The sequence below is a fragment of the Paenibacillus oryziterrae genome (assembly GCF_042610485.1).
Lineage (GTDB): Bacteria > Bacillota > Bacilli > Paenibacillales > Paenibacillaceae > Paenibacillus_AQ.
The window spans coordinates 188,747-212,785 of sequence record NZ_JBGJZO010000001.1 but is presented as its reverse complement, the minus strand read 5'-3'; the positions used below and the strand labels follow the sequence as shown (position 1 = coordinate 212,785).

Annotated in this window: 28 protein-coding genes; 6 read left to right on the top strand and 22 right to left on the bottom strand. The window is 46.5% G+C overall.

Features of this window, described 5'->3' with window-relative positions; all coding sequences use genetic code 11:
- Nucleotides 1–86 precede the first annotated feature (86 nt).
- The 5 genes from metH to ACAN55_RS01025 form a co-directional block, all read right to left on the bottom strand.
- Nucleotides 87–3,464: a methionine synthase gene (gene metH / locus ACAN55_RS01045; RefSeq protein WP_379127541.1), complete on the bottom strand. Its 3,378-nt coding sequence runs from the start codon at nt 3,462–3,464 to the stop codon at nt 87–89.
- A 246-nt stretch (nt 3,465–3,710) separates the two neighbouring features.
- Nucleotides 3,711–4,496: an HAD family hydrolase gene (locus ACAN55_RS01040; RefSeq protein WP_379126892.1), complete on the bottom strand. Its 786-nt coding sequence runs from the start codon at nt 4,494–4,496 to the stop codon at nt 3,711–3,713.
- 34 nt (nt 4,497–4,530) lie between these two features.
- Entirely contained in the window at nt 4,531–5,052 is a 522-nt protein-coding gene (locus ACAN55_RS01035) for a hypothetical protein (protein ID WP_379126890.1), read from the bottom strand.
- Between the two features lie 49 nt (nt 5,053–5,101).
- Nucleotides 5,102–5,311: a DUF896 domain-containing protein gene (locus ACAN55_RS01030; RefSeq protein ID WP_379126888.1), complete on the bottom strand. Its 210-nt coding sequence runs from the start codon at nt 5,309–5,311 to the stop codon at nt 5,102–5,104.
- A gap of 98 nt (nt 5,312–5,409) precedes the next feature.
- Nucleotides 5,410–5,820 carry a LysM peptidoglycan-binding domain-containing protein gene (locus ACAN55_RS01025; protein WP_379126886.1) on the bottom strand — a complete coding sequence of 137 codons (411 nt, stop codon included), beginning with the start codon at nt 5,818–5,820 and terminating at the stop codon, nt 5,410–5,412.
- 192 nt (nt 5,821–6,012) lie between these two features.
- Between ACAN55_RS01025 and lexA the strand changes: the two genes are divergently transcribed.
- The 4 genes from lexA to ACAN55_RS01005 all read left to right on the top strand — a co-directional run bounded on the left by lexA (nt 6,013) and on the right by ACAN55_RS01005 (nt 8,182).
- Entirely contained in the window at nt 6,013–6,639 is a 627-nt protein-coding gene (gene lexA, locus ACAN55_RS01020) for a transcriptional repressor LexA (protein ID WP_379126884.1), read from the top strand.
- Nucleotides 6,640–6,765: 126 nt separating this feature from the next.
- Nucleotides 6,766–7,104 (top strand): L,D-transpeptidase, encoded by a 339-nt coding sequence (locus ACAN55_RS01015; RefSeq protein WP_379126882.1) that lies wholly within the window; start codon nt 6,766–6,768, stop codon nt 7,102–7,104.
- Between the two features lie 110 nt (nt 7,105–7,214).
- Nucleotides 7,215–7,454, top strand: a complete 240-nt coding sequence (locus ACAN55_RS01010) for an LSm family protein (RefSeq protein ID WP_379126880.1) — start codon at nt 7,215–7,217, stop codon at nt 7,452–7,454.
- Between the two features lie 128 nt (nt 7,455–7,582).
- On the top strand, nt 7,583–8,182 hold the full coding sequence (locus ACAN55_RS01005) for a hypothetical protein (RefSeq protein WP_379126878.1): 600 nt from the start codon (nt 7,583–7,585) through the stop codon (nt 8,180–8,182).
- 173 nt (nt 8,183–8,355) lie between these two features.
- On the opposite strand, the gene ACAN55_RS01000 is transcribed toward ACAN55_RS01005, so the two are convergent.
- The 6 genes from ACAN55_RS01000 to ACAN55_RS00975 all read right to left on the bottom strand — a co-directional run bounded on the left by ACAN55_RS01000 (nt 8,356) and on the right by ACAN55_RS00975 (nt 12,484).
- The gene (locus ACAN55_RS01000; RefSeq protein WP_379126876.1) at nt 8,356–8,565 is read right to left on the bottom strand and encodes a hypothetical protein; all 210 of its coding nucleotides are present in this window, start codon (nt 8,563–8,565) and stop codon (nt 8,356–8,358) included.
- Nucleotides 8,566–8,630: 65 nt separating this feature from the next.
- Nucleotides 8,631–9,143 carry a cupin domain-containing protein gene (locus tag ACAN55_RS00995; protein WP_379126874.1) on the bottom strand — a complete coding sequence of 171 codons (513 nt, stop codon included), beginning with the start codon at nt 9,141–9,143 and terminating at the stop codon, nt 8,631–8,633.
- 66 nt (nt 9,144–9,209) lie between these two features.
- On the bottom strand, nt 9,210–9,713 hold the full coding sequence (locus ACAN55_RS00990; protein ID WP_379126872.1) for a VanZ family protein: 504 nt from the start codon (nt 9,711–9,713) through the stop codon (nt 9,210–9,212).
- 34 nt (nt 9,714–9,747) lie between these two features.
- Complete coding sequence (locus ACAN55_RS00985; RefSeq protein ID WP_379126870.1) at nt 9,748–10,611, bottom strand: M15 family metallopeptidase; 864 nt, start codon at nt 10,609–10,611, stop codon at nt 9,748–9,750.
- Nucleotides 10,612–10,695: 84 nt separating this feature from the next.
- Nucleotides 10,696–11,793 carry a HAMP domain-containing sensor histidine kinase gene (locus ACAN55_RS00980; RefSeq protein ID WP_379126868.1) on the bottom strand — a complete coding sequence of 366 codons (1,098 nt, stop codon included), beginning with the start codon at nt 11,791–11,793 and terminating at the stop codon, nt 10,696–10,698.
- Nucleotides 11,786–12,484: a response regulator transcription factor gene (locus ACAN55_RS00975; protein WP_379126866.1), complete on the bottom strand. Its 699-nt coding sequence runs from the start codon at nt 12,482–12,484 to the stop codon at nt 11,786–11,788. The genes ACAN55_RS00980 and ACAN55_RS00975 overlap by 8 nt, the downstream gene beginning before the upstream one ends.
- Nucleotides 12,485–12,637: 153 nt before the next feature.
- On the opposite strand from ACAN55_RS00975, the gene ACAN55_RS00970 reads away from it, so the two are divergent.
- The gene (locus ACAN55_RS00970; protein WP_379126864.1) at nt 12,638–13,273 is read left to right on the top strand and encodes a guanylate kinase; all 636 of its coding nucleotides are present in this window, start codon (nt 12,638–12,640) and stop codon (nt 13,271–13,273) included.
- Between the two features lie 75 nt (nt 13,274–13,348).
- Here the strand turns inward: ACAN55_RS00970 and ACAN55_RS00965 are convergent, their stop codons facing one another.
- Nucleotides 13,349–15,403: a stalk domain-containing protein gene (locus ACAN55_RS00965; protein WP_379126862.1), complete on the bottom strand. Its 2,055-nt coding sequence runs from the start codon at nt 15,401–15,403 to the stop codon at nt 13,349–13,351.
- A gap of 197 nt (nt 15,404–15,600) precedes the next feature.
- On the opposite strand from ACAN55_RS00965, the gene ACAN55_RS00960 reads away from it, so the two are divergent.
- Complete coding sequence (locus tag ACAN55_RS00960; protein WP_379126860.1) at nt 15,601–16,287, top strand: SOS response-associated peptidase; 687 nt, start codon at nt 15,601–15,603, stop codon at nt 16,285–16,287.
- Nucleotides 16,288–16,316: 29 nt separating this feature from the next.
- On the opposite strand, the gene ACAN55_RS00955 is transcribed toward ACAN55_RS00960, so the two are convergent.
- The 10 genes from ACAN55_RS00955 to ACAN55_RS00910 form a co-directional block, all read right to left on the bottom strand.
- The gene (locus ACAN55_RS00955; RefSeq protein ID WP_379126858.1) at nt 16,317–17,738 is read right to left on the bottom strand and encodes an MFS transporter; all 1,422 of its coding nucleotides are present in this window, start codon (nt 17,736–17,738) and stop codon (nt 16,317–16,319) included.
- 61 nt (nt 17,739–17,799) lie between these two features.
- The gene (locus tag ACAN55_RS00950; protein ID WP_379126856.1) at nt 17,800–18,312 is read right to left on the bottom strand and encodes a TetR/AcrR family transcriptional regulator; all 513 of its coding nucleotides are present in this window, start codon (nt 18,310–18,312) and stop codon (nt 17,800–17,802) included.
- A gap of 154 nt (nt 18,313–18,466) precedes the next feature.
- The gene (locus tag ACAN55_RS00945) at nt 18,467–18,775 is read right to left on the bottom strand and encodes a hypothetical protein (RefSeq protein WP_379126854.1); all 309 of its coding nucleotides are present in this window, start codon (nt 18,773–18,775) and stop codon (nt 18,467–18,469) included.
- Nucleotides 18,776–18,911: 136 nt separating this feature from the next.
- Complete coding sequence (locus tag ACAN55_RS00940) at nt 18,912–19,058, bottom strand: hypothetical protein (protein WP_379126852.1); 147 nt, start codon at nt 19,056–19,058, stop codon at nt 18,912–18,914.
- A gap of 68 nt (nt 19,059–19,126) precedes the next feature.
- On the bottom strand, nt 19,127–19,441 hold the full coding sequence (locus tag ACAN55_RS00935) for a hypothetical protein (RefSeq protein WP_379126850.1): 315 nt from the start codon (nt 19,439–19,441) through the stop codon (nt 19,127–19,129).
- Between the two features lie 240 nt (nt 19,442–19,681).
- Entirely contained in the window at nt 19,682–20,020 is a 339-nt protein-coding gene (locus ACAN55_RS00930; protein ID WP_379126848.1) for a YolD-like family protein, read from the bottom strand.
- A gap of 289 nt (nt 20,021–20,309) precedes the next feature.
- Entirely contained in the window at nt 20,310–21,638 is a 1,329-nt protein-coding gene (gene glnA / locus ACAN55_RS00925; protein WP_379126846.1) for a type I glutamate--ammonia ligase, read from the bottom strand.
- Between the two features lie 29 nt (nt 21,639–21,667).
- Entirely contained in the window at nt 21,668–22,078 is a 411-nt protein-coding gene (locus ACAN55_RS00920) for a MerR family transcriptional regulator (RefSeq protein WP_379126844.1), read from the bottom strand.
- A gap of 275 nt (nt 22,079–22,353) precedes the next feature.
- On the bottom strand, nt 22,354–22,680 hold the full coding sequence (locus tag ACAN55_RS00915; RefSeq protein ID WP_379126842.1) for a hypothetical protein: 327 nt from the start codon (nt 22,678–22,680) through the stop codon (nt 22,354–22,356).
- Nucleotides 22,681–22,743: 63 nt separating this feature from the next.
- Nucleotides 22,744–23,997, bottom strand: coding sequence for a methionine gamma-lyase family protein (locus tag ACAN55_RS00910; protein ID WP_379126840.1), 1,254 nt, complete (start codon nt 23,995–23,997; stop codon nt 22,744–22,746).
- Between the last annotated feature and the right edge of the window lie 42 nt (nt 23,998–24,039).

The following is a 24,039-nucleotide window of genomic DNA, read 5'->3' as shown; positions in this document are numbered from 1 at the left end:
TATTGCCAGCAAAAAACCTCCCGTAACCGGGAGGTTCCGCTGAAATGGATTGCATCCATCCAGTCCGGCCTTATCAAATTAAGCATTTAAGCCTTATCGACATTGAAATACTGAGCTTCAGGATGAGCAAATACCATCGCCGAAACGGAAGCTTCCGGCTCCATCATAAAGCCTTCCGTCAGGTGAACCCCGATATCCTCTGGTGAGAGCAGTTTAAACAGCGGACCCTGATCTTCCAGATCGGGACAAGCCGGATATCCGAATGACACCCGTATTCCCTGGTATCGGGCACCATGCCGCTGTTTCATCGTCATATCTGCACTATCCGGGAATCCCCAGATATCCCGCATCATATGATGGACTCGTTCAGCCAGTCCTTCTGCCACTTCAAGCGCTACCGCCTGCAGCGCATGAGAACGGAGATAGTCGCCTTTATCCTTGAGTTCAGTAGACAATTCTCTAACACCATGTCCCGCAGTAACTACAAGGAATCCGACATAATCCATTATACCGCTGTCTACGGATTTCAGGAAATCCGCCAGACACAGATAGGGTTCTACGGCCTGCCGCGGGAAGTTGAAAGTATGCAGCACCTTCGTATGATCCTGCGGGTCATAGACGATAATCTCATTGCCTCGGGATTGCGCCGGGAAGAATTGATAAATCGCATGTGGAGCAAGCGTACCATTCAACATAGCTTCATGCAAAATCTCGTCCACCGTTTCCTTTAGCTCCACCGTCCGCTCGTCACCAGCAGCAAGCTTGGCCTCAACAGAACCTTTCAGCCCTAAGTGATGGCCCAGAAGCATCTGCATATTCACATAAGGGATCACATGACCCAGCGGATAATTACGCATGACGTGGCGCTCCAAATCCGGCGGAAGATAGACAGGTGCATCCGGTGAAATATTGGACCGGACCGCGCGCGTCAGCTTCGGCATTTCCGTAATTGGTGCTGCAACGGCCACAGCTTCGGCATCCAGACGTATTTCTTCTTCCAGCTTGGCCCGTTCATCCGGGTTCATCAGTTTGTTCGCGAGATCCAACCCATCCATGGCATCCTTCGCATAGAGTACCATTCCGTCATATTCAGGACGAATCCGGGTTTTGGTGAACTTGCGGGTCAAAGCAGCGCCACCGACCATAATCGGAACATCGATCCCGGCTGTTCTCAGGTCCTGCGCGGTCAAGACCATCTGCTGAGCTGATTTCACTAACAGTCCCGAGAGTCCAATCGCATCCGCCTTTTCACGCCGGAATGCTTCAATGATGTTCTCCGGTGGTACTTTTATACCCAAATTCACAATCTGATAACCATTGTTCGAGAGGATGATCTCCACCAGATTCTTGCCGATATCATGCACATCGCCTTTAACGGTAGCTAGCATGATCTTACCTTTAACAGCAGTCTCATCCTTCTCCATGAACTGTTCCAGATGGTTAACGGACGCTTTCATGACCTCGGCGCTTTGCAGAACCTCAGCGACAATCAATTCATTATTGTTGAACAGCCGGCCAACCTCAGCCATTCCGCTCATCAGCGGACCATTAATAATCTCCAGAGGGTTGTACTTGTTCAATGCCTCATTCAGATCAGGAATCAAGCCTTCCTTGGTTCCTTCCACCACATAAGAGGCCAGCCGTTCTTCGAGTGTAAGATTGGAGATCTTCTCTTTCTTCTCCACCTTCTTCTCCCGGAAAGCAGCAACGAACGCCGAAAGCGTAATATCATTCGTATTGTAGATCAGTTCTTCCGCCAAATGGCGCTCTTCTTCTGGAATTGAAGCGTATCGTTCGACTTTCTCCGTATTCACGATCGCATAATCGAGTCCTGCTTTCGTGCATTCATACAGGAACACCGAATTTAGTACCTCACGCCCTGCTTCAGGAAGACCAAAGGAGACATTACTGATCCCGAGGATCGTATGAACACCTGGTAAGGCTTCCTTGATCAACCGAATTCCATCAATGGTCTCCTTGGCTGATCCAATATACTGCTCATCGCCGGTTCCTACCGGAAACACTAGTGTATCAAAAATCAAATCCTGTGGTGCCAGTCCGTACTTATTGACGAGAAGATCATAGGAACGTTTGGCAACCTCAAGCTTATCCTGCGCCAGGATGGCTTGTCCTGTCTCATCAATTGTCCCTACAACTATAGCAGCGCCATATTTATGAATCAGCGGCGTAACATGCTCGAATTTTTCTTCACCATCTTCAAGATTAATGGAGTTAATTATCGCTTTGCCCTGACAATATTGAAGGGCAAGATCAATGACCTTGGGATCCGTAGTATCAATCATAAGCGGTACCTTAACCTTCTTGACGACCAGCTCCAGAAAACGCTTGATATCCTCGCTCTCATCGCGGTCAGGATCCTGTACGCAGACATCAATAACCTGTGCTCCGCTCTTCACCTGTGCCCGCGCAATCTCCGATGCTTCCTCGTATTTCCCTTCTACGATCAGACGCTTGAATTTACGCGAACCCAGTACATTCGTCCGTTCACCGACCATATAAGGTCGATTGTCGTTTTCGATATATACAGGTTCAATCCCGGAGAGTGCCGGAGGATGGATCCCTTCCAGCGGACGAGGCGGATAGGAGGCCAGCTCGTCTGCCATCGCCCGGATATGGTCAGGCGTTGTGCCGCAGCAGCCTCCGGCAATATTCAACCAGCCCTTTTCAGCGAAAGCACCTACCTTACGTGCAAGCGATTCTGGAGACTCATGATAGTTACCATTCTCATCCGGCAGTCCTGCGTTAGGATAACAACTCACAGCCGCAGAAGAAATCTCCGAGAGTGTACGGATGTGATCACGCATAAACTCCGGACCGGTAGCACAGTTGAGTCCGATAGAGACCGGATTCAAGTGTTCCAGTGAAATGTAGAACGCTTCAATATTCTGTCCGGCAAGCGTTGTACCCATGGGCTCAATGGTACCGGAAATCATAAGCGGCAAAGTAATCCCGCTCTTCTCAAACGCATTCTTAATTCCAATGCTTCCTGCCTTCACATTAAGTGTATCTTGTGAGGTTTCAAGCAGAAGGGCATCGACACCGCCCTCAATCAGCGCTAAAGCCTGCTCCTCATAGCTCTCTACCAGCTCCTTGAAGGTTACGCCTCCAGTCACTGACAACGTCTTCGTCGTTGGTCCCATGGCCCCTACCACATATCGCGGATGGTCCGGTGTATCGTATTTATCTGCCGCTTTACGGGCAAGATCGGCAGCAGCCAAATTAATCTCACGCGCAAGCTGCGGAATGTCATATTCCGCAAGTACTACGGATGTGGCTCCGAATGTATTCGTTTCAATAAGATCAGCACCTGCTTCCAGATACTTCTCATGGATAGACTGTATGACCTCCGGCCGGGTCAGAACCAGCATTTCATTACAGCCATCCAGCTCTTCTCCGCCGAAATCTTTGCCGGTAAGCGGTACTTGTTGGATCATGGTGCCCATCGCACCATCAAGAATCAATATGCGTTGTTTCAAACGTTCAGCAAGTGTAGATTTAGCCAATGTCTAGTCCCCCCTGTAAAACATTAGAGTAAGTTTAGCAGAATAAAGGGAATTCGAAAAGCCTTCCTTTCCAACCTGTTTTATACGTATTCTATTTAGAAGTCTCGATCCTCCACGAAAATGTAAAAAACCGCAGGCCTCATAATAAATGAGACTTGCGGTTTATTTAACATAATGAATGTTACATTAAAGCGATTCGACCAGCGGAAGAAGCTCATCGAGATGGGTTATCTCATAATCCGGTTGAATCTCTGCATTCGGCAGCTTGCCGTTCCGATTTATCCATACCGTGGTCAGTCCGGCTGACAATCCTCCAAGAATGTCCGTGGTCAGCTTGTCCCCGACCATAATGCACTCTTCCGGTGCAGCCTCTAGACGCGATAGAGCATGCTGGAAAATACTCTTATCCGGCTTCCCTCTGCCAAATGTTCCCGAGATCACGATGTGATCGAAAAATGGGGTCAGCTCAGGTACGCCATCCAGCTTCTCCTGCTGAAGTGCAGGACAGCCGTTCGTTAATAACAGCAGCTTCACATTGCCGTGCAGTTGCTCAAGAATCTGCAGTGTCTCTTCGTACATATAAGGTCTGCTGCGCCGTTCAGCCGCAAACCTAGCAGCGAGTGTCTCTGCAAGTTCTTCGTCATGTACGCCAAGTGAGGCTAGGCCGAGTCGCCATGATTCTTTGCGGTACACCGGTGCCAACTGCTCCATTTGGCGAAATTCTTCCTGTTCTCCGGCAGTAAAGTTGCCCCAGAGTGCTTCAAAGGGATTAATCCCGATCATTTGAGTAAAAGGAAAAGTCTCATAGGATTCATAAAGGCCGCGGGCTTCCTTGCGGACCGCTGCTTCCAGCTCCTGGGGATCAATAGATTCCCCCGCCGACTTGCAAGTAAATTCAAATGCTTCCTCGATGCTGCGATCATCCCACAGCAGCGTATCGTCCAGATCAAACAGTACAGCTTTAATCGGCATTGAAATTTCTCCCCTCCCTCAAGTTACGGTCTCTTTATTCGTGTTCTAAGGTGATATGATTAACCTTGGCGAACTCCTCCAGGCGCACGCCCATCGCCTCAGTAGCATAACGATTGATCAATTTGGAGAACACCCACTTCGCCCGTTTGTTCTTGTGCTTGATAACCACAGAGCGGCGGGAGAGAATGATTTTCTCGATATCCGCAGGAGCCAGAAAGCGCTCACGGTTAAACTTAAAAGTGGAGAGTCTTGCACGGTCCACCTTCAGGTATGGACGCCGGAAAAAAATAAGCGCTGCGAGAACAAAATAAAGAACGATTCCAAGCCAATTCATCAGGGAACCATTGCCTCTTGTTTCATCGATGCTTCCGACTAACCAGTACATAACTCCAAGCCCGAGCAATACTACAGGGAGAACAATGTTACGTCCTTTGTAAACATCACTGTTCTTGGAGGCAGTGGAATAGGCGTGAATCGAATCCTTACCCGTCTTCTTTCTTAACTTGTTCGCTTGCTTCGTGTTGCGTTGAACCATTCTTTCCCAAGAACGGGCCATGTCATTTCCCCCTAGTCATACTTAAATATCTATGAAAAGGTAACAGGAATTAATGCTTCAATCCCTTGTCGCCTTGTTCACGCCCGTCATTATCAACAATCTCAATGTTGTTCAGTTGTTCACGGAAATTTCTGCGGATGTTCCCCAGATAAATTTCCCGGAGCTTGGCACGTTCCGCCAATTCCTCAGTATTCAGGCCCGCGGTCTTATGTTTGCGTGCCAATTCGTTAATCCGCGCGACCAATTCATCAATATCCACTGCTCTTCCCTCCTTATAAATTCATACTAACTTTGCCATGAGAAAAAGAGCTTGTCAAGGTCTTCCCCCTGCAAGCTCTCTAGTATAGAAAATCCTTCTTAATATATAGGAAGAGATAAGATATCACCGGCTTGAATGTCACTGGTATCCAGCCCGCTGTGCGTTTTAATTCCTTCAATATATACAGCTGTTCTCATGTCGGATGGTTTGTTCTTAAGTGCAATACTCCATAACGTATCTCCAGGTTCAACTACAATGCGTTTATCTTCACGACTGCCGATAGATACCGAACCAGCAAAAACGTTCCCAACAACAGTAAATCCGGAAATCACCAGCATTATAATCATTAGGAGCTTAATCAGATTACCTTGAAGGAACAGCTGAGTTACTCCCGTGGAATTCACATTTGTCTTTCTGAAGCTTATTCCGTTGCCTGAAGCGGACCGATGTCCACTAGAAACCTCCGGAGCCTCTTCATAAATGCTGCGGTAAGTACTGTATTTCAACATGATTCATCGCCCTCCAAACACTTGTTCTTACTTCCAAAATCAATATAACACGAACACATGTTTGAATCAATACTTTTCTCGAACAATTGTTCCCTATTTATTTCTTAGTAGGCAAATTTAGAACTTATGTTTGTGCGAACGGAAGTTCTATGTTATAATTTTCCCAAACATTACTATATGGGGTTGATTCCGATGTCAAAGATTTCGAGTCGCCAGCTGGCGATCCTGGAATTTATACGTAACGAGGTCCGCAGCAAGGGTTACCCGCCTTCCGTACGGGAGATCGGTGAAGCTGTGGGACTAGCCTCCAGCTCTACTGTTCATGGCCATCTCGACCGTCTTGAGAAGAAGGGATTGATCCGCCGTGACCCGACGAAACCTCGCGCAATTGAGCTTCTGGGTCAGGATGATTCCGACAACGTACACCAGTTCGCACAGAGTGTCACACGTGTTCCTGTCGTAGGTAAGGTAACCGCCGGTGTTCCGATAATGGCTACAGAGAATATTGAAGATTATTTCCCTCTTCCTTCTCATTATGTAGGTGACAACAAAGTATTTATGCTTTCTGTCCTCGGTGACAGTATGGTAGAAGCAGGAATTATGAATGGGGATTACGTAATCGTCCGGCAGCAACAGACTGCTAACAATGGCGACATAGTTGTGGCTATGACTGATGAAGATGAAGCAACCGTCAAGACATTCTACAAGGAACGCGATCATATTCGCCTTCAGCCGGAGAATCCGGTGTACGAGCCTCTTCGTCTGAACCGTGTAACTATTCTCGGTAAAGTCGTTGGATTGTTTCGGGACATTCATTAAGAATTATTTGTACTCATCATTTCAAGATACTGAAACAGCCGTCTTCCCATCATTTGGGGAGCGGCTGTTTTTTTAACATCCAGAGCTTTCATCACATATCCTGCTAGCAAAGGAGTGCTGATGACTATGCCCAATGTTCGGATTATTGTGGATTTATCCCAATTTATGCTTTATCTCCTGGATAACGATATCGTCAAAAGAGGGTTCCCTGTAGGAATAGGCACCATGTTAAACCAATCACCTGAAGGCGAATATACTATTATCAACAAACAAGCCCATCCAGGAGGGCCGTACGGGGCTTTCTGGATGGGTCTTTCTAAACCGCATTACGGCATTCATGGAACCAACAATCCAGCTTCGATCGGCAAAAAGGTGTCTCATGGATGCATTCGTATGTATAATGCCGATGTGCTGACACTAGCTTCCCTGGTGAATGTCGGCACAAGGGTAACCATTCGCCAATAGAATCGCCTAAGACTTTAAGTGCAGCTTAATCTATTGACCCCGGTAACTCCGCCGTTACCATCGTTCTCTTTCTCCATAAATTAATTAGGAAAAGGAGGCGACAACTATCTATGGAAGCATATTACAATTGCTTGAGATGTAAAAACAAAAAAGTACGTATCATGACCGTCGACGGACGCCAATACGAAGGTGTCATTGTAGATGTTGACCAGAACAATGTGTATCTGCGGACTGGTTCCAAAGGCAACGTCAAAACCTCGGCCTTTTATCCCGGATTTTACCCTGGGTATTATGCCAATCCGATTTTAACCTTAAGTTTGTTCACTCTGCTGGCTATTGCACTGATCTAATTCCCTAAACTCTCCTTATCTAAGGAGAGTTTTTCTTTGCTAAGAAACCGCGCATTCTTTCACTTGCTAGGCATATCTATTTAATAGAGAGCTCATGCTTCATATTCTGATCCGGGAGATGAACGTACATGCTGATTGTCTTGATGTACCTGTTCACATTCATTGGTGTATCCCTTCTACTGCTGGCTGCCGTCCTTAAACTCAAACGCATGTTCCCCAGAAGTGATCCTGATAAGCTAATTGTAGCCGTTACCGCAGTCCAGAAGAAATTCTCAAAACATTTTATGACTCCAAACCATACCCATATCATAGCACTGGATGATACAGCACGAACCTTATCCATAGGCAGCTTTACCTCAAGTTCCGCCGGACAAACCGCTGCTGTGTTATTGAGTTATGAAGATATCGCAGGCTGCGAGATCCTTGAGAACGCCTTAACGCTGACCAAAGTATCCAGAACCAGCCGGATCAACCGAATCAGTGTCAGCTCAATGACGGATAGAGCGGTAATCTCCGGAAACAATGCATTATACGAAGCGGCAGACAACGCAGAAACGATTCATGAACTTGTTCTTAAAATTTATATCAGCCGTGCAGACCTGCCCAGCTTCCAGATCTCGTTCCTCCCCGGAACGGTACCTATCAGCAAAACAGATATAAGATATTGCCGCGCTTTTGAAGAGTTACTTCAGCTGCATTCATCAATCCGGGCGATTGTCTCTCCCTAAGAAAAATATAAAACGCCAAGCATACAGCCTGACGTCTCAACTCAATAACTAATTATTAAAATTCATCCCAATGATTCCTGCAACAATGCTTGTCACCACATAAAGAATCACCACAAATGCGAGAATATGCACAAAATTAATCGAGTGTTTCACGCATTCACTTCCTTCTCCGATTAATTCTGATCCTTAGGTGCATATGGCTCATGATGTGAACGCTTTTTATCATAGATATATAAATCCAGAGCAGTAATCCCCCTACGGGCCAGCTTGACGAAGAGCACAAATGCATAAATGCCAAGCCCCAATGCTGCCAGCCATATCAGAAAAAAGAAGAGCCCGATTATTCCTCCGTCATAATAAAAACCCGGTTGTTGTACATTCATGTATACCATCTCCCTAAACATAGTCTTTTGAAATCCGCACTCAACTTTTTATCCCAAGCCTATATTCAACCCTCTGTGTTCATCTCGTTTTGCCATTGTTTCCAAATCTCTCTTGTGGCTTGCTCGCCTTCGTAATAATCCGCCTGGTCCACGCTTTGGTAAATTTCTTGATACGGCAGGATATTGATTTTGCCCGAATCTGGATATTCCGCAACATCAATTCCATTGTTCGTGCGAAGATCCAGATACCTGCAAGGTCGATCGGTATGATTGTAGAGCTGATGCGCTCCCTCCGGTCCTGTCTCAAAAAAAATAATATCCCCGGCAGATACCTCATTGAAACCATCCGGCGTTCTTAATATAGCTGCCCCGTCCATTATCACGAATATCTCTTCAGCGTTTCTGTGAAAATGATACGGATACGAATACTTATCCGGATCAAGAGATCTGATATCAAAGATCAAATGCTTGGAGTTCACCACCTCAGCCAGTCGCTCACTGGTATGCCAGGCGAATTCCGGTACCGGAGATTGCCTCTGCTTAAAGGTTACATTATGTTCGTTGAAAATCTTGACCATCCGGACCACTCCCTTTACGGTGTGCATTGCCTTTTTTTCCCTGATACACACATTATTACGGTTATCTTAACGGGTGTCTACCCTTTGTTTACTGTCATAAAAGATCCTCAATACACAATAGCCCATAACTCCACCGAACGTATTCAAGATCAGGTCATCCACATCAAAGGTTCCGATATACAATAGTAATTGAGTCACTTCGAAGCTTAAGCTTAAACCCAAAGAGATCATAAAAACTCTCATGAACGTAATTGCTTGAGGTTTGAACAGATTCGGCAGGAAGAAGCCAAGCGGAATAAATGCCAGAATATTGCCAAGCAAGTTCGTAGAAGCGAATGGATTGCCAAGAGATATGCTGTCCATATCTCTTTTGATTTCCTTAAATGGGGTATAATTGCCGGGCCGGTCGAATATCCGATCAGGATGCTGTATAGACGCATGAAGCTGGTCGAGCAGTAGTTGGATGTCCACAGAACCCCACTTAAAGAGGATCAGCCTGATCAGGAAATACAAATAGACAGCAAATAGAACTGCCAGTAGTACTTTTATCAAAAAAACAGGCCGTTTCATAAAGCTCCTCCTCTCTGTTCTCCATATGTATTCACTAAGCTATAGTTACAATGACTCCACCGACGTTGTCGCCGGATATTTCATATCGGCCTTGTTCCGGCACTTGGATAATTGCGCTCCGGGAGACCGGATAATATTTAACGTTATAGGATACGCCTTCGACCTTAACCGAGATATTCTTGTTCTCTTTCAGGTAATCGATATATTCCTCGAGCACGAGGTCTTTCTCTTGCATGATCGCACTGTGCGGCAGCCCTACATACCGGAAATGCCATGCTTCATATTGAATCCCGGTGATTCCGGTCTTATCTTTGGGGTATCGCAGGATAAAACCATATTTCCAGGCATTTCTCTCCAGCCACTTGCCTTCAGATGCCTTGCTCATCGCCATCTCTGTCGAACCGATATCAAGAGATAACCCCAAATTATGTTCACTATAGCCTGCCGGAAGCGCATAATCCGAACCCTTGTCCTCATACAGCTGATCCTGCTCCTCAAAGTTTCTGTACCCGCTGCTAATCATAAAGTGGTTCACACCACTCTGCCCTGCGGCATCGACCATCTTCCGGAACTCCTCCGCCACATGTCTGGATAAGCGGATATGCTGATCCGGCAATCCGTAGCCCTGTATCAATTCCGCATGCTCGGCTAAGTTCAGCACATCGGATTGCACACTCTTGGCGTGCACCGGATATTCTTTGTTAACCAGCAATAAGTTTCCTTGGTGCACCTGATCCTCCGGAACGATTTTAAGCGTATGGGTTGCATCAGCTTGGAGATCCTGGCTGAGTTCCGCCTCCGAACCCTCCATTTTCTCCTGAAAGTACGAGGTCGTTAACATCACAGCATACCCCAGCAATACCAGCATAAACAGAACAAAACCCCACTTCTTCTTCATGAACGATATCCTCCTTGATCCCTTATACACCTTAGGATAGAGAATATTGTTTAAGAAAAAAGCGGGGCAAAAATTAAGTTTTTCTTAAATACCGGGCATGTGCGGCAGCCGGACCTCAAACAGAGTCCGTACTACATTACTTTCCGCAGTAATCGTCCCTTCATGCTGCTCCACGATATTTTTGGCGATAAAGAGCCCGAGTCCCGTACTGCCTTCCTGCTGTGTTCGTGCCGGGTCACCCGTATAATACATCTCGAAGATATGAGGAAGCTCCTCCGGAGCAATAAATCCGCCGTAATTCACGACTTGTATGACTACCTGGCTATCATCTAAAGCGCTGTTGATATCTACATAGAGCCCTTCTTTGCCGTAGCGCGTCGCGTTAGTCAAGAGGTTCTCAAATACCCGTGCAAGCAGTTCGCCATCTCCGGATACATATAAGTTAGGTGTAATATTCAGCCGCGTAAGCAGATGATTTTGCTCAAAAACAGGATATAGCTCCTCATTCAATTGCATCAACAGCTCGCTAATGTCCAGTCTCTGCTTGATGATCGGCATCTTGCCATAATTCATTCTGGTGATATCGAACAGTCCATCGATAAGCTTCTCCAGACGCTGGGATTTGGTGAAGGCGATCGAAGTGAAATGCCGGACTTGCTCATCTGTCAAATGTTCATCCTTCAGGATCAGATCCAAATACCCTAATACTGACGTAAGCGGTGTGCGCAGATCATGAGCCAAATTCACAACCAGCTGATCTTTGCTGCTCTCGGCAAAATCCCCTCTTTCCACCGCTTCCTGCAGCTTATCACTCGCCAGATTCAGATCCTCCGCGATCGTCCGGAACTCATCCTGTGAAGAGATGTGCACGCGGTTCTTAAATTCTCCATTCGCCAGATGATGAATCCCCTTCGAGATCTCATTAAAGTAGCTGACATAAGGCTTGGTGAACCAGAAGAAAAAAAGAATCGCCAACGGAATAAAGATTAGCAGGAAGAAATAGATATCCCCGATGTCATACATGATATGGCGGTACCGGGCTACCGGATCTTCTGCACGAACTCCTGAGTAATAGAACTGAAGGATTCGATAGATGATATAAGTGATTGTACCGGAGAGCAGCATGCTTAACCCGAGCAGCAGAATCATTCTGGCCCGAAAGCCTCGAATCCCCTTATTCATTGAAGGTATACCCCACGCCCCATATGGTTTTGATGAACTTGTTCTTATGAATATCTTCGCCAAGCTTCTTACGCAAGGTACGGATGTGCACCATTACCGTATTGCCGCTTTCGTAGTAAGCTTCGCCCCAGACCTGCTGGAATATGCTCTCCGCACTAAATACCTGCTTAGGGTGACTCGCTAACAGATATAAAATGTCAAATTCCTTGGGAGTTAAGTCAATCGGTTCCCCATACAGACTTACGGTATGCTGCTCAGCTGAGATTGTTAATCCACCAGCCTCCAGTACCGATTTCTGAGCTGCAGCATGCTGCTGGTTAAACCTCATCAAGCGGCGCAGCTGGGAGTTCACCCGGGCAACAAGTTCCATCGGATTAAACGGTTTCGTCATATAATCGTCGGCGCCCATCACCAGTCCGGTGATTTTATCCATATCAGACGTCTTGGCACTCAGAAAAATAATCGGCAGATGGTAGTGCTCCCGTATTTGACGGGTGACCTCGTATCCATCGAGCTCCGGCATCATAATATCCAGAATCGCCAGGTCAACGGACTGTGTCTGTATGGCATGCACCGCCGCTTTGCCGTCGTATGCTTTAATCGTATGATACCCTTCTTTTTGCAAATGAAAGGCTACCAGATCAGCAATCTCCGCCTCATCATCCGCTATCAATATTGTTATCCGCCTCATGGGTTCCACTCCTATATCAGATGATCAACAATATATCATGTTTAACCTTCAAATTCTAATATAGATCTCATCGTGATTTGAGGTTGAGCGCAGGGTTCTGCAGTTTTTTGTCGAATTAGTAGAGACAGCAAGTTTAAGGGAGGTCCGAGAAATATGTGGGACTGGCTGAAATCATCCAAAGCAGCAGCGAACAAAACACAAGCACCGACCGAACCTGTGGAGACAGAACCGCTCCAGGAATCTAAGCATAAGGTGATCGTAATTACCGGAATGAGCGGATCAGGCCGTAAAAGTGCAGCCAAGCACTTGGGTGCTTATCTTGGAATCCCCTATGTTCTTCCATATACTACGCGAGCCATACGCCCTTCCGAACGGGACGGAGATCATTATCACTTCATCTCAGACGATGAGTTTCAGGCGATGGCGGACCGGTCGGCCTTCTTCCAGACCGTCCGTTTGGAAAGAGGCAGTTACGGGATTTCTGAGGAAGAATTGAACCAGGTCTTCGAGAGTCATCACGCAGCCATTGTTGTTGTCAATCACGAAGGTGTGCAAGCGTTCCGTAAGAGATTCGGGAATGAAGCCATTCGGATCTTCTTCTATGTTACCAAAGATGATATCCGGCTTCGGTTGGAACGGGAAGCAGCTCCAACCGAGCTTGTAGATGAATATTTACGGAATTATACCGATCAGGTGGTATACAAGAAGGAATCCGATTTCCTTCTGCAGAACATTGATCCGGCTACCACCGTGGAGAAGATCATCGCATTTCTGCAAGAGAAACATTGACCCCGAAGAACAACTTGTACAGCCCCTTGTCTCTGACAAGGGGCTTTTAACGTCTTTATGTTTTTTCCAATTTCCTTATAACTCGATGGAAGTCAGGCGAATCAGGTTCTTGCTGGCCTCTATCTCAATGAAGTAATCCAGTGCTTCGGCAATAAAGAAAAGAGGTATATACACTGTTCCATTAATGACCTGCAGTTTAGCCCCCATGTCCTTTTTGACACCGTTATTGCTGTACAGCTTACTCCCTGCCATCATGGTATACACTTTACTGTTCGTTAAGGTTAATAGATTATTTACATATTTGATACTAAAGGGTTCCTTCAATGCATTATTCAGAGCTTTGATTTGTATCAGCAAGTTACCTTCGGCATTTAGTACAGCAATCGGTTGTTTCGATGACGTGGCTAATGGAATTCCATTCACAACAACTCCTGGCTTTCCTGTAATCGGTAACTTGGATGTACGAATACGGAGGCTAGGAAACATAGAATAAGAGCCGTTATATACGAAAGAAACATTGTTCGCCATAACTCCTGAATATCCTTGAGGCTTCATATAAACACCAATATTATAAGTCTCTCCTATTGCAAGATCCGCAAATCCGTATTCGCCCAGCCGATTCGTCATTACACGTTTGATCGTACCCTTGGAGTCCTTCACTTCAATACCCAGACCTTCGATAGGCTGCCCGCTGGAGTCCAGCGCTTTCCCCCAACCTGCAAGCTTTAACATATTAGTAAAAGTAATATTGGTCTGTCCTTCCTTAACCTCTGCCATAAAGGTCATTTCAGGAGCATAAATTCTGGACAAAATCTGAAAGTTATATAATGCCGGAGCTTGATCAGCAATAACAATTACTCCGTTAGCCGATGAAGTTTCAGTAGCATAAAGAACGGGCTCCTTAACAGCAATACCTGAACCTTCAGCAGGTATTACCAGCCGATAGATATCGGTCTTTACTCCACTGACAGGTTTATTTGTGCCCACTTCCCTCAGCATTACCGCATGACCAAAATTATCATAGGGCAGTTCAGGGAAAGTACGTTCCATGCTCCCCGTGTTGGCAAAACGCACCTTATAACGGATAACTGTAGAGCTGCCGCCACTATTCTGAACTCCGTTTATCTGAACAGTATATTCATCTCCACCATTATACGAGTGCACCTGGCCCGGCCGGAATTGAATCAGGTAATACCTTGGCAAAGCGGAGACTTTAAGTAATGCTCCTGAATCAATAACCGATCTGCTCGTTAGGATCTTGTCTTCTTTGGTAAGGGTCCATTTCCGATTATCATTGGTTCTTTCTAGTGAAACGGTAACTTGATCGGTGCTGGTGATGTTAAAAGTATTACGGCTCAGCATAATTCTCCACGGGTTATCGGGGTTAAACTGTTCCGCAGGAAATACCCCCTTACCCGGAACAGGAACCACATCATAGCCGGCAGTACCCATTGTATAAGGATTTATATCCGTTTTACCTGTTAGGGTCGCTCTTTCATTATTTATCTCCCCCAGCCCAAAACCGATTTTCGTCAACTCCGGACCAAGTAAACCTATGCGATCCGCCAGCAGATTGAAGGAATGCAGGTCGCGCTGAATGAACCACGAAAAAAAAGATGTATCCAGTTTGTGCACACCAGGCAGAGAGATTAGGAACACATCTCCGGTTAACCTCTGTGCTTCTTTATATTCAGCTTCGGACATCGCAGCAGGCTTCGGCCCCACCCGCGAACCTCCGTTAATTACCTGAAGATCTGCACTTAGTTGTGCTTTCTTCGACAGCTCCCCGGGATCCAGCGTCACCTCTTTGTCTATTCCCGCTGCATAACGCCAATAATTCAATATTTTCAGCCCATACTCATAATAGACAGGATCGACTTCTGCAGGTATATACGCTGGTGAATATACTGCTTTCTTCTTGAAAATCGAGCTGACATTTCCTGGTGTAGATCGTCCCCAATAGTTTCTCAACTGTTCTTCGGTTCTTGCCGGGGGATAGCTGTAGGTGTCCACTGCTTCTTCAGCATACGACCGATTACTGGTACCTCCCCAATACACAAACAGGATAGTGACAACGGTAGCCGCTAACATGACAGCTTTTATCCGGTACTGACCATATCTTATTCTCAACATAATTGCTCCTTGTTAAAAAGTGTACAGACAGCCGACTGGCGAATCCTGTAAGACATTATATTCTCCTCCAGCCTTGTGTATCCTTCTTCGGAGGATACACAATAACAATCAAGTATACCGTTTCCCGCATATTTTCATCCTCATGAAGATTGTAGTAGACTATTATCAACCGAAAGTGACGGGAGGCACCTGCGATGTGCGGAAGATACACGATAACGGTAACGATGGACGAATTAATGATCCGGTATTTGATGCAGGATACCACAATCACCCACTACGCGCCTAAGTTTAACGCATCCCCGATGCAGATGGTTCCGGCGGTGATTCATGACGGGGTCAAGAACAGACTAGGAGAGCTGCGCTGGGGTCTGGTTCCCTCCTGGGCTAAAGATGACAAGAGCGGCAGCAAGATGATCAATGCACGCGCAGAGACACTGATGGACAAGCCTTCTTTTAACCGTCTGCTCAGCACCCGGCGCTGTATTATTCCTGCGGATGGTTTCTATGACTGGAAAATCACGCAGGGCAGCAGTAAACAACCCATGCGCATCCTGATGAAGGACGGGGGAATCTTCTCCCTAGCCGGTTTGTATGATATTTGGGAAAGCCCGGAAGGGAATAAAATAAGCACCTGCACCATTATTACCACGGAGTCAAACAGCCTTATGGCAGACATTCATGACCGGATGCCGGTGATTCTTCGTCCAGAGGATGAAGCGGAATGGCTCAGAAGAGATAACCGGGCGGCCCCGGCGTTAATGAAACTGCTAAAGCCCTACGATTCATCTGCTATGCGAGCCTACCCTGTTTCGTCCGAGGTTGGGAATGTGCGGAACGATTCACGGGAGCTGCTGACAGAAATCATCCCGTCGGTCTCATGACCGGCGGGATGATTGTTATGAGTGCTGTTTTACAGGCTTTCTTCCGTGATTGCCTTCAACGTATTTTTCCGGGACGATTCGCTTAAGTTAACCACAAAGATCCCGATCAAAAGCACGGCGACGAACATCATCAGCGCATCCGCAGCCAGACTCGGCCCCAGATGGTCTGCGAACTGGCCCGGTGTCTGAATCGTGCCTCCTGACTGAAAGAAAATCCCACTTAGTGCAATCCCAAACACCGAACCCAGTTGCCGGGTTGCATTGCTCACTCCACTGGCCTCACCAGCTGATTCTTCCGCAACAGAAGCAAGCAGGCCATGCGACAGTGGCGTGAAGCTGAGTCCCATGCCAGCACCACCCATCATCATAGGCACAATTGCATCCCTGAAAGGAAAGGCTGCCCCTTTGGTGAAGACCAGCAGTGCAAGCCAAGCCAGCCCCGCTCCCTGCAGAAGCAGGCCGGTCATCAGCACTTTTTTGGAACCCAGCCGACCTATAGCCATCCCGGCAAACGGCGCTGCCAGCATAGTCATAATTGTCCAAGCCATCTCCCTTACACCGGCTTCCAGCGGACTGTAGCCTTGTGCTTGCTGGAGAAATAGCGTCAGCAGGAAGATCGCACCGAAGACACCTGCATTCATCCATACCCCCGCCAGAATGTAAGATGTGTAATTTTTATTACGGAAAAGATCAAAGCGTACAATCGGAACCGCTCTTCTCTTCTCCCAGAAATAAAAGAGAATCAACAGTACAGGCCCTCCAATCAGTGCCGTCAGAACCTCCGGAGTACTCCACCCGGAAGAGTTCCCGCGCTCCAGTCCGAATATCAGACCGAACAAGCCACCAGTCAGCAACAGAACACCAACCATATCTAACGGTTTCCGTACTCCGCGGGATTCCTTTATCCAGAACATGCCGAGAATGATCGCTATAATGCCAACAGGAACGTTAATGTAAAATATCATCTGCCAGGGAGCGCCCTCCATGACCAGCCCACCAACCAGCGGTCCCACACTCAGGCCAAGGCCCGAAATTCCGGACCAGAGTCCGATAGCCATTGCTCTTTTTTCAGGGGGAAACGCGGCATTGACCAAAGTCAGACTGAGCGGCACAATCGCGGCGCCACCAATCCCCTGCAGGGTACGAAAGACAATTAGCCAAGATGAAGTCGTGCTTAGCCCCGAGAACAAAGATCCCAGCGTAAACACCGCAACCCCCGCCAGAAAAACTTTTTTCCTGCCAATAGAATCTCCAAGCAGGCTAAACGGAATAATCAATACAGCGAAAGCCAGCGTGTAAGCATTCATGAACCACTCCAGCTCAGAAAGGGAAGCTCCCAAGTCCTTCTGGATGGACGGGAGCGCAACCCCCAGGATCAGACTATCCAGCATGGCCATAAATAAGGCGATACAGGTAACCACAAGCAATCGTACTCTTGATGAATTCATCATTTCAATTCTCTCCTTAATTTTATTTATTGATCAATAAATGAAACTGGATAAAAAAACCGCACTACGGCATTAGCTGCGGCAAATCAAGCGTTGCAGAAAGAGTGATCATTAACCCGTACGAAATAAAGCGTCTGGCTTCAGCAGCCGGATCAGGTATCCCCGCCCCTTCAAAGCGTTCAAAGGCAAAATCATAAATCCTGGCGTACTTTTCCTTAGCGGTTTGCCTGATGCCCGGTTCAGAGTGGGACGAGCTTTGCATCAGCAGCAGCATCTCGTTACGATGAGTGTCCAGCAATGCAACAAAAGCATCCCCCATCACTTCACATAATTTCTCCGGAGCCGCTTCAACTTGCTTAAAAGCATACTCCATGCGTTCATACGCCCGCTCCAGCACAGCCAGATATAATTGCTCTTTCGTCTTGAAGAAATGAAACACATAGGGCTGTGTGACCCCAATAGCTTCAGCAACATGAGCTGTCGTCGTCTTGTAATACCCTTGTGTAGCGAACAGTGCAGCAGCACTCTCCAAAATCTGTTCCTTGCGGTTCAGTGAAATGTCTTCCTTGGGACTCAATGGAATAGCTCCTTTTGATTTTTTTCATTTATTGATTAATAAATTAACACGCCTAAGACCTTCCCGTCAATATCATTTACAAAAAAAAACGGCGATTTCCACCGGGAATCTTTATTAAATGACGGGACTGCCCTTGAAACCAGCTCAATTTCTCCTAATAATACTGCCAGTAGTCCAGCGCTCCCGGCTCAGCCGATTTCTGGGGCAATTGCGATTTTCTCTCCACATGCTTATCCACGGGACTATTCCTCTCCCATCCCTCGATGATCACCGCCGTCTCTACAGGCATTTCAGGGTTCCACAGTATATAATTCTGCTCAGCCAGCTGCCGCATGCCTTTTTTAATGGGAGCAGGCATTCGGCTGCTTAGTCGTCCCAGCTCTACAAGATCCGGCATCCGCCGAAAGGACCTGGAGAAGTGGTACATGATCCGAAGCAGCTTGCGTGAGGTATCATCCAGCATCATCAGCACCTCCAAATAAGAACACTTGTTTGTATTATATTCGGATTTTCGAAACTTATACAATGGAAATAAGAGACAAACCATAAAAAAGGCTGCTCAAACGTCCTTTTCGACGTAAGAACAACCTGAATATTACTTAAATTTCATTTTTGGGAACATTGTTTAAGCTCGGGACGTAATCAGCAAGCTTGCTGTTCTTAAGCATCTGTTTGGGCCGGTTATTCTTCTTATCTGCTTTATTGTCGGAACGGCTCATCTTGGCATCCGAATTATTTTTGGGCATGGCAGTCACCTCCCTATTCTCCTGCTTAGTATGGCTGGGAATGGTGATTTTTACCCTTCAAGCCTTGGTTATCTGGGTCTAACGAATTGGCCAATTGCAAAAAGACAAACAAACAGCAGTATAGACAACACTGTAAGAACCATTGGAATATCACCCGGAAAATTTAATACGACAATCGATATACACATTCCAATCATTTCACGCCTATATTTCATAAACGTGCGCTTTTTTATTCTATAAATAAATACTGCTACAATAAATAGAGTAAAACCGAGATAGGCGATGTTGAAGCGTACATTCGAATGTGGTGGTGCTGTAAGCAAAAAGACTAATACTAACGTTGCACTCAATAAAAAGGCTGATAACATTTTGACCGCTTTCATTGGTTCAGCTCCTACAGGGTATGGAATTTCAGTGAATTTAATTTTATCACCACTGGAACATTATGTAAACAAAGGGGGTAACCAATGGAATGTTCTTTCATGATCCTTGACCAAAACCGTATTTCATCCAGTGACCGCGTAACGAATACATCCATTCCCCATCCCGCCTTTGTCGAGTAAAATGACCTCTGCTTATAAGCGTATGGTTCTTGGATGTCCACTATTAACAAAAAGCAATGTTTATGTAGTTACAGCTAGTATCTCCGACATCTCAATCCAATCCCAATCTTCCTCTGACCATCTGAGCTTTATCCGCCGTAGCTGGTGATCCACTTTCATGACGATTCCTTTGGCTACGCGGTCAGTGAACGGGTCCCAAAGTCTCAGCGTAACCGGTGCATGATCTGCCATAGAAAAATAAAGTGCCCGGTCGATCGACTCCCATTCTTGTATATCAAGCTCTGGTTTAGTGCGACGCAGTTGCTCATGTTCTTCCCGGATAATTCGGTTCTTATGCTCGGGCAATACCATACGACTACTTTCCCACAAACCATTCCCTTCAAGCTTTTTACGTCGCATCCTTCTGCCTCCTACTCATACTGTGAATAATCTGAGTTGCCTTGCTCGGTGCTAATTGAGCGACCTCATCAACAAAAAAAAACAAGAACACTTGTTTGTATTATATGCTCGATACTCAATTTTTAGCAATGGATTACATTCCCATGACACAAAAAGAAACCCGCTAGCCAATTTGGCCAACGGGTACTTCATCTATTTATTATTTACTATCATTTGAATAATGCCTATTCCAACCTAACCGTGCGCCTACAAAAAAACCTCAGCGACTAAGCGCTGAGGTTTCATCCTACTAGTATAAAGTCATGTATTGATCTCTTTCCCATTGGTGAACCTGGGTTCGATAGATATCCCACTCGATCTCTTTCAACTCGTAGAAATGTGCCAATGCGTGCTCGCCGAGTGCTTCGGTGATGACTACGCTGCGGATCATTTCGCTGAGAGCTTCTTTCAGATCGGATGGCAAGCTTGGAATACCTTCTTCGATCCGCTCTTCTTCGGACATGATGTAGATGTTGCGGTCGATTGGAGCCGGGAGATCAAGCTGGCGCTTGATGCCGTCCAAACCAGCCTTCAACATTACAGCCAGTGCCAGATAAGGGTTCGCTGCAGGGTCCGGGTTACGAACTTCAATACGGGTGCTCAGACCTCTGGAAGCCGGAATACGGATCATTGGGCTGCGGTTGCTCGCAGACCATGCTACATAACATGGCGCTTCATAACCAGGAACGAGACGTTTATACGAGTTCACTGTCGGGTTCGTGATGGCGGCAAAAGCGCGTGCGTGCTTCAGGATACCTGCCATGTAATAGCGCGCAGTAGTGCTGAGTCCGAGTGTATCGCTTTCATCATAGAACATGTTCTCGCTGCCTTTGAACAAGGATTGGTGTGCGTGCATACCGGATCCGTTCATACCAAAAAGAGGTTTAGGCATAAAAGTAGCATGCAGGCCGTGCTGGCGGGCAACCGTCTTCACGACAAGCTTAAAGGTTTGAATCTGGTCAGCAGCTTTAATGGCATCCGCATATTTAAAATCAATCTCATGCTGGCCGGAAGCTACCTCATGGTGAGAGGCTTCAATTTCAAAGCCCATTTCTTCCAAAGTCAATACGATTTCGCGGCGGCAGTTCTCCCCCAGATCCATCGGCGCCAAATCAAAGTATCCACCTTGGTCGTTAAGCTCCATAGTAGGATTGCCCTTCTCATCCGTTCTGAATAGGAAGAATTCAGGCTCAGGTCCAACGTTCATTGCCGTGAAGCCCATCTCTTCTGCTTCCTTCAGGCAACGCTTGAGAATACCGCGCGGATCTCCAGCGAATGGAGTACCGTCAGGCATGTACACATCACAGATCAAACGCGCTACACGGCTGTCCGTAACCCATGGGAAAATAACCCAAGTGCTAAGATCAGGATACAGGTACATATCGGATTCTTCGATACGTACATAACCTTCGATAGAAGAACCATCGAACATCATCTTGTTATCCAGCGCCTTCTCCAATTGGCTTACAGGAATTTCAACGTTCTTAATGGTACCGAGCAGATCAGTAAATTGCAGGCGAATAAAACGGACATTTTCTTCCTTGGCAATACGTAGAATATCCTCTTTAGAAAAGCTCACTTTACCCTCTCCCTTTCACGACTCTGTATTTATTTATTAAAAAACCGGGATAACTCACCTTGAATGAGAGATACTTGGCCCGGTCTTTTACCGGAAACCAGTTCCTGCTTCAGCATTCGATGAAGCTGGGAATCAGACAATTCTCTGCGTCTAACCTCCGTATCCGGGGTAATAACCGTAGCCTCCTCGGATTCTTTGGAGACCGGATTCATCACCTGCTTGATACCGGCGATATTGACACCTTTCTCGATCAAAGCTTTAATTTCCAATAAACGTTCTACATCATTAAAAGAAAATAATCGCTGATTGCCTGATGTACGCGCAGGTACGATCAGATTGTGCTGCTCATAATAACGAATTTGGCGTGCAGATAAATCGGTTAGCTTCATTACGATTCCTATAGGAAATAATGCCATATTTCTGCGGATTTCATCACCCATGACTCATCCAACCTTCCAATGATCTTTTTCTCATCTCATTGTACATTTCCTGTTATAACGTGTCAATGGTATGTTAGTTTTTCTCACAATATTCTTATTCGACAAATTATATAGGTTATATGAGTGTGAGCTATGTGGAATCCGGCCCTCGAATTATAACACAACCGGCAATCGACAAGCAAAAAAATGAAAGCGCATATCATATGCTTGTTTTGTACCTTTTCGTTGATTAGTTCTGGTATAGAACATTCATAAAGGACCTATACGGGCATTTTTTAGAATTTGTCCAATTCAGAATCGATATGCTTAACAATTAAGTTTTTGGCGGCGGTTCGTTGCTGGCAGAGTGCCTTTAATTCCATAGCTTCAGTCACTCTTTCTTGAAAAAACTCATTTAAGCGATCTAATTCAAATTCGAGTCCCATTTGTTCAGGTGAATTACTAATTGAGTTCTCATATAATTGCACTAATATTTCACGTCTTACATTAAGCTTTTTCACTACCAATTGAACTTCTTGTAAGTCCATTTCTAGTTGATCTACTTCTTTAATGATCTGATTTCTCCATTTGCGCAGCTCACTTTCTTTAAAATCCGCAATCACGAAACCGTCCCTCCTCCGGATAGATATTTCAGCTATTCCTGGATTGACTCCTTTGGTTTACCCCTATAATAATTTCCGGTCCCGCATATTTTGCAGCGCCATAAGTACGCCGTATTTGACGTGCGAGTACGTTAATCCGCCTTGCATGTAGCCGATATACGGCGCTCTGATGGGAGCATCGGCTGATAATTCCAGGCTTCCGCCTTGGATGAACGTACCTGCCGCCATGATGACAGGATGCTCATATCCGGGCATATCCCATGGTTCCGGAACCACGTGACTGTCTACAGCAGCTGCGCGCTGGATGCCTTGTACAAAGGCAATCAAGTGCTCCGGCCCGTCAAAAGCAACGGCCTGGATTAAATCCGTTCGCTTGTCATTCCAAGCGGGCTTAGTCGTAAATCCACAGCGCTCAAATAATGCCGCGGCAAAAACACTCCCTTTTACAGCTTGTCCAACCGTATGTGGAGCCATAAACAGTCCCTGATACAGCCCGCGTGTCGTACCGAGCATAGCACCAACTTCCCCACCTATCCCCGGTGCGGTCAAGCGGTATGCCGCCAGTTCAACCAGCTCTTGCCGACCGCAGATATATCCGCCCGTTTCAGCAATACCGCCACCCGGGTTCTTAATCAGTGATCCAGCCATGAGGTCTACGCCAACTTGAGTGGGTTCCAGCTCCTCCGTAAACTCTCCATAGCAGTTATCCACGAAGACAATGACATCTTCCTTGATCTCCTTGACCCTCGAGGTCATTTCACCGATCTCAGCCACGGTAAAAGAAGAACGCCAATCATATCCGCGGGAACGCTGTATGCCGATCACTTTAGTACGGGGATTAATAGCAAGCCCCACCTGTACCCAATCGATCGTCCCTTCTTCTGTAAGCGCAACTTCACGATAGGTTATGCCAAAATCGGCGAGTGAGCCGGTTCCGTCGCCTGTTGTGCCAATCACCTTGTGCAAGGTATCATATGGGCGTCCGGTAATGTAGAGCAGCTCGTCGCCCGGACGCAGAACGCCAAACAATGCAGTTGAAATGGTATGCGTGCCGGAAGCGAAATGAGGACGAACCAACGCAGCTTCCGCCCCAAACACATCGGCATATACTAAGTCCAGCACCTCACGGCCCCGGTCATTGTACGCATAACCGGTTGATCCGGCAAAATGAAAATCGCTAACCTGATGCTTCTGAAATGCTTCGATCACTTTCCACTGATTCCGGTCCACTATCTTGTCCAGTACCTGAACCGCGCTCTGGATTTGAACCTCAGACGCCTCTGCTGCCTGTAATAAATCTTCTGCAAATACTGCCATATGTTTAATATTCTCTCCTAACATTCATGTCTCATAATAATG

Coding starts and splice junctions, on each gene's coding strand:
- ACAN55_RS00945 (WP_379126854.1), bottom strand. CDS start 18,775: ATGCTGGATGATACCTCACGCAAGCTGCTTCGGATCATGTACCACTTC.
- ACAN55_RS00980 (WP_379126868.1), bottom strand. CDS start 11,793: ATGAATAAGGGGATTCGAGGCTTTCGGGCCAGAATGATTCTGCTGCTC.
- ACAN55_RS00960 (WP_379126860.1), top strand. CDS start 15,601: ATGTGCGGAAGATACACGATAACGGTAACGATGGACGAATTAATGATC.
- ACAN55_RS00940 (WP_379126852.1), bottom strand. CDS start 19,058: ATGCCCAAAAATAATTCGGATGCCAAGATGAGCCGTTCCGACAATAAA.
- ACAN55_RS01000 (WP_379126876.1), bottom strand. CDS start 8,565: ATGAATGTACAACAACCGGGTTTTTATTATGACGGAGGAATAATCGGG.
- ACAN55_RS00955 (WP_379126858.1), bottom strand. CDS start 17,738: ATGATGAATTCATCAAGAGTACGATTGCTTGTGGTTACCTGTATCGCC.
- ACAN55_RS00920 (WP_379126844.1), bottom strand. CDS start 22,078: ATGGGTGATGAAATCCGCAGAAATATGGCATTATTTCCTATAGGAATC.
- ACAN55_RS01025 (WP_379126886.1), bottom strand. CDS start 5,820: ATGTTGAAATACAGTACTTACCGCAGCATTTATGAAGAGGCTCCGGAG.
- metH (WP_379127541.1), bottom strand. CDS start 3,464: ATGGGCACCATGATCCAACAAGTACCGCTTACCGGCAAAGATTTCGGC.
- ACAN55_RS01010 (WP_379126880.1), top strand. CDS start 7,215: ATGGAAGCATATTACAATTGCTTGAGATGTAAAAACAAAAAAGTACGT.
- ACAN55_RS01015 (WP_379126882.1), top strand. CDS start 6,766: ATGCCCAATGTTCGGATTATTGTGGATTTATCCCAATTTATGCTTTAT.
- ACAN55_RS01040 (WP_379126892.1), bottom strand. CDS start 4,496: ATGCCGATTAAAGCTGTACTGTTTGATCTGGACGATACGCTGCTGTGG.
- ACAN55_RS00990 (WP_379126872.1), bottom strand. CDS start 9,713: ATGAAACGGCCTGTTTTTTTGATAAAAGTACTACTGGCAGTTCTATTT.
- ACAN55_RS00985 (WP_379126870.1), bottom strand. CDS start 10,611: ATGAAGAAGAAGTGGGGTTTTGTTCTGTTTATGCTGGTATTGCTGGGG.
- ACAN55_RS00975 (WP_379126866.1), bottom strand. CDS start 12,484: ATGAGGCGGATAACAATATTGATAGCGGATGATGAGGCGGAGATTGCT.
- ACAN55_RS00935 (WP_379126850.1), bottom strand. CDS start 19,441: ATGAAAGCGGTCAAAATGTTATCAGCCTTTTTATTGAGTGCAACGTTA.
- ACAN55_RS01005 (WP_379126878.1), top strand. CDS start 7,583: ATGCTGATTGTCTTGATGTACCTGTTCACATTCATTGGTGTATCCCTT.
- ACAN55_RS00970 (WP_379126864.1), top strand. CDS start 12,638: ATGTGGGACTGGCTGAAATCATCCAAAGCAGCAGCGAACAAAACACAA.
- ACAN55_RS01035 (WP_379126890.1), bottom strand. CDS start 5,052: ATGGCCCGTTCTTGGGAAAGAATGGTTCAACGCAACACGAAGCAAGCG.
- ACAN55_RS00930 (WP_379126848.1), bottom strand. CDS start 20,020: ATGCGACGTAAAAAGCTTGAAGGGAATGGTTTGTGGGAAAGTAGTCGT.
- ACAN55_RS00995 (WP_379126874.1), bottom strand. CDS start 9,143: ATGGTCAAGATTTTCAACGAACATAATGTAACCTTTAAGCAGAGGCAA.
- lexA (WP_379126884.1), top strand. CDS start 6,013: ATGTCAAAGATTTCGAGTCGCCAGCTGGCGATCCTGGAATTTATACGT.
- ACAN55_RS00910 (WP_379126840.1), bottom strand. CDS start 23,997: ATGGCAGTATTTGCAGAAGATTTATTACAGGCAGCAGAGGCGTCTGAG.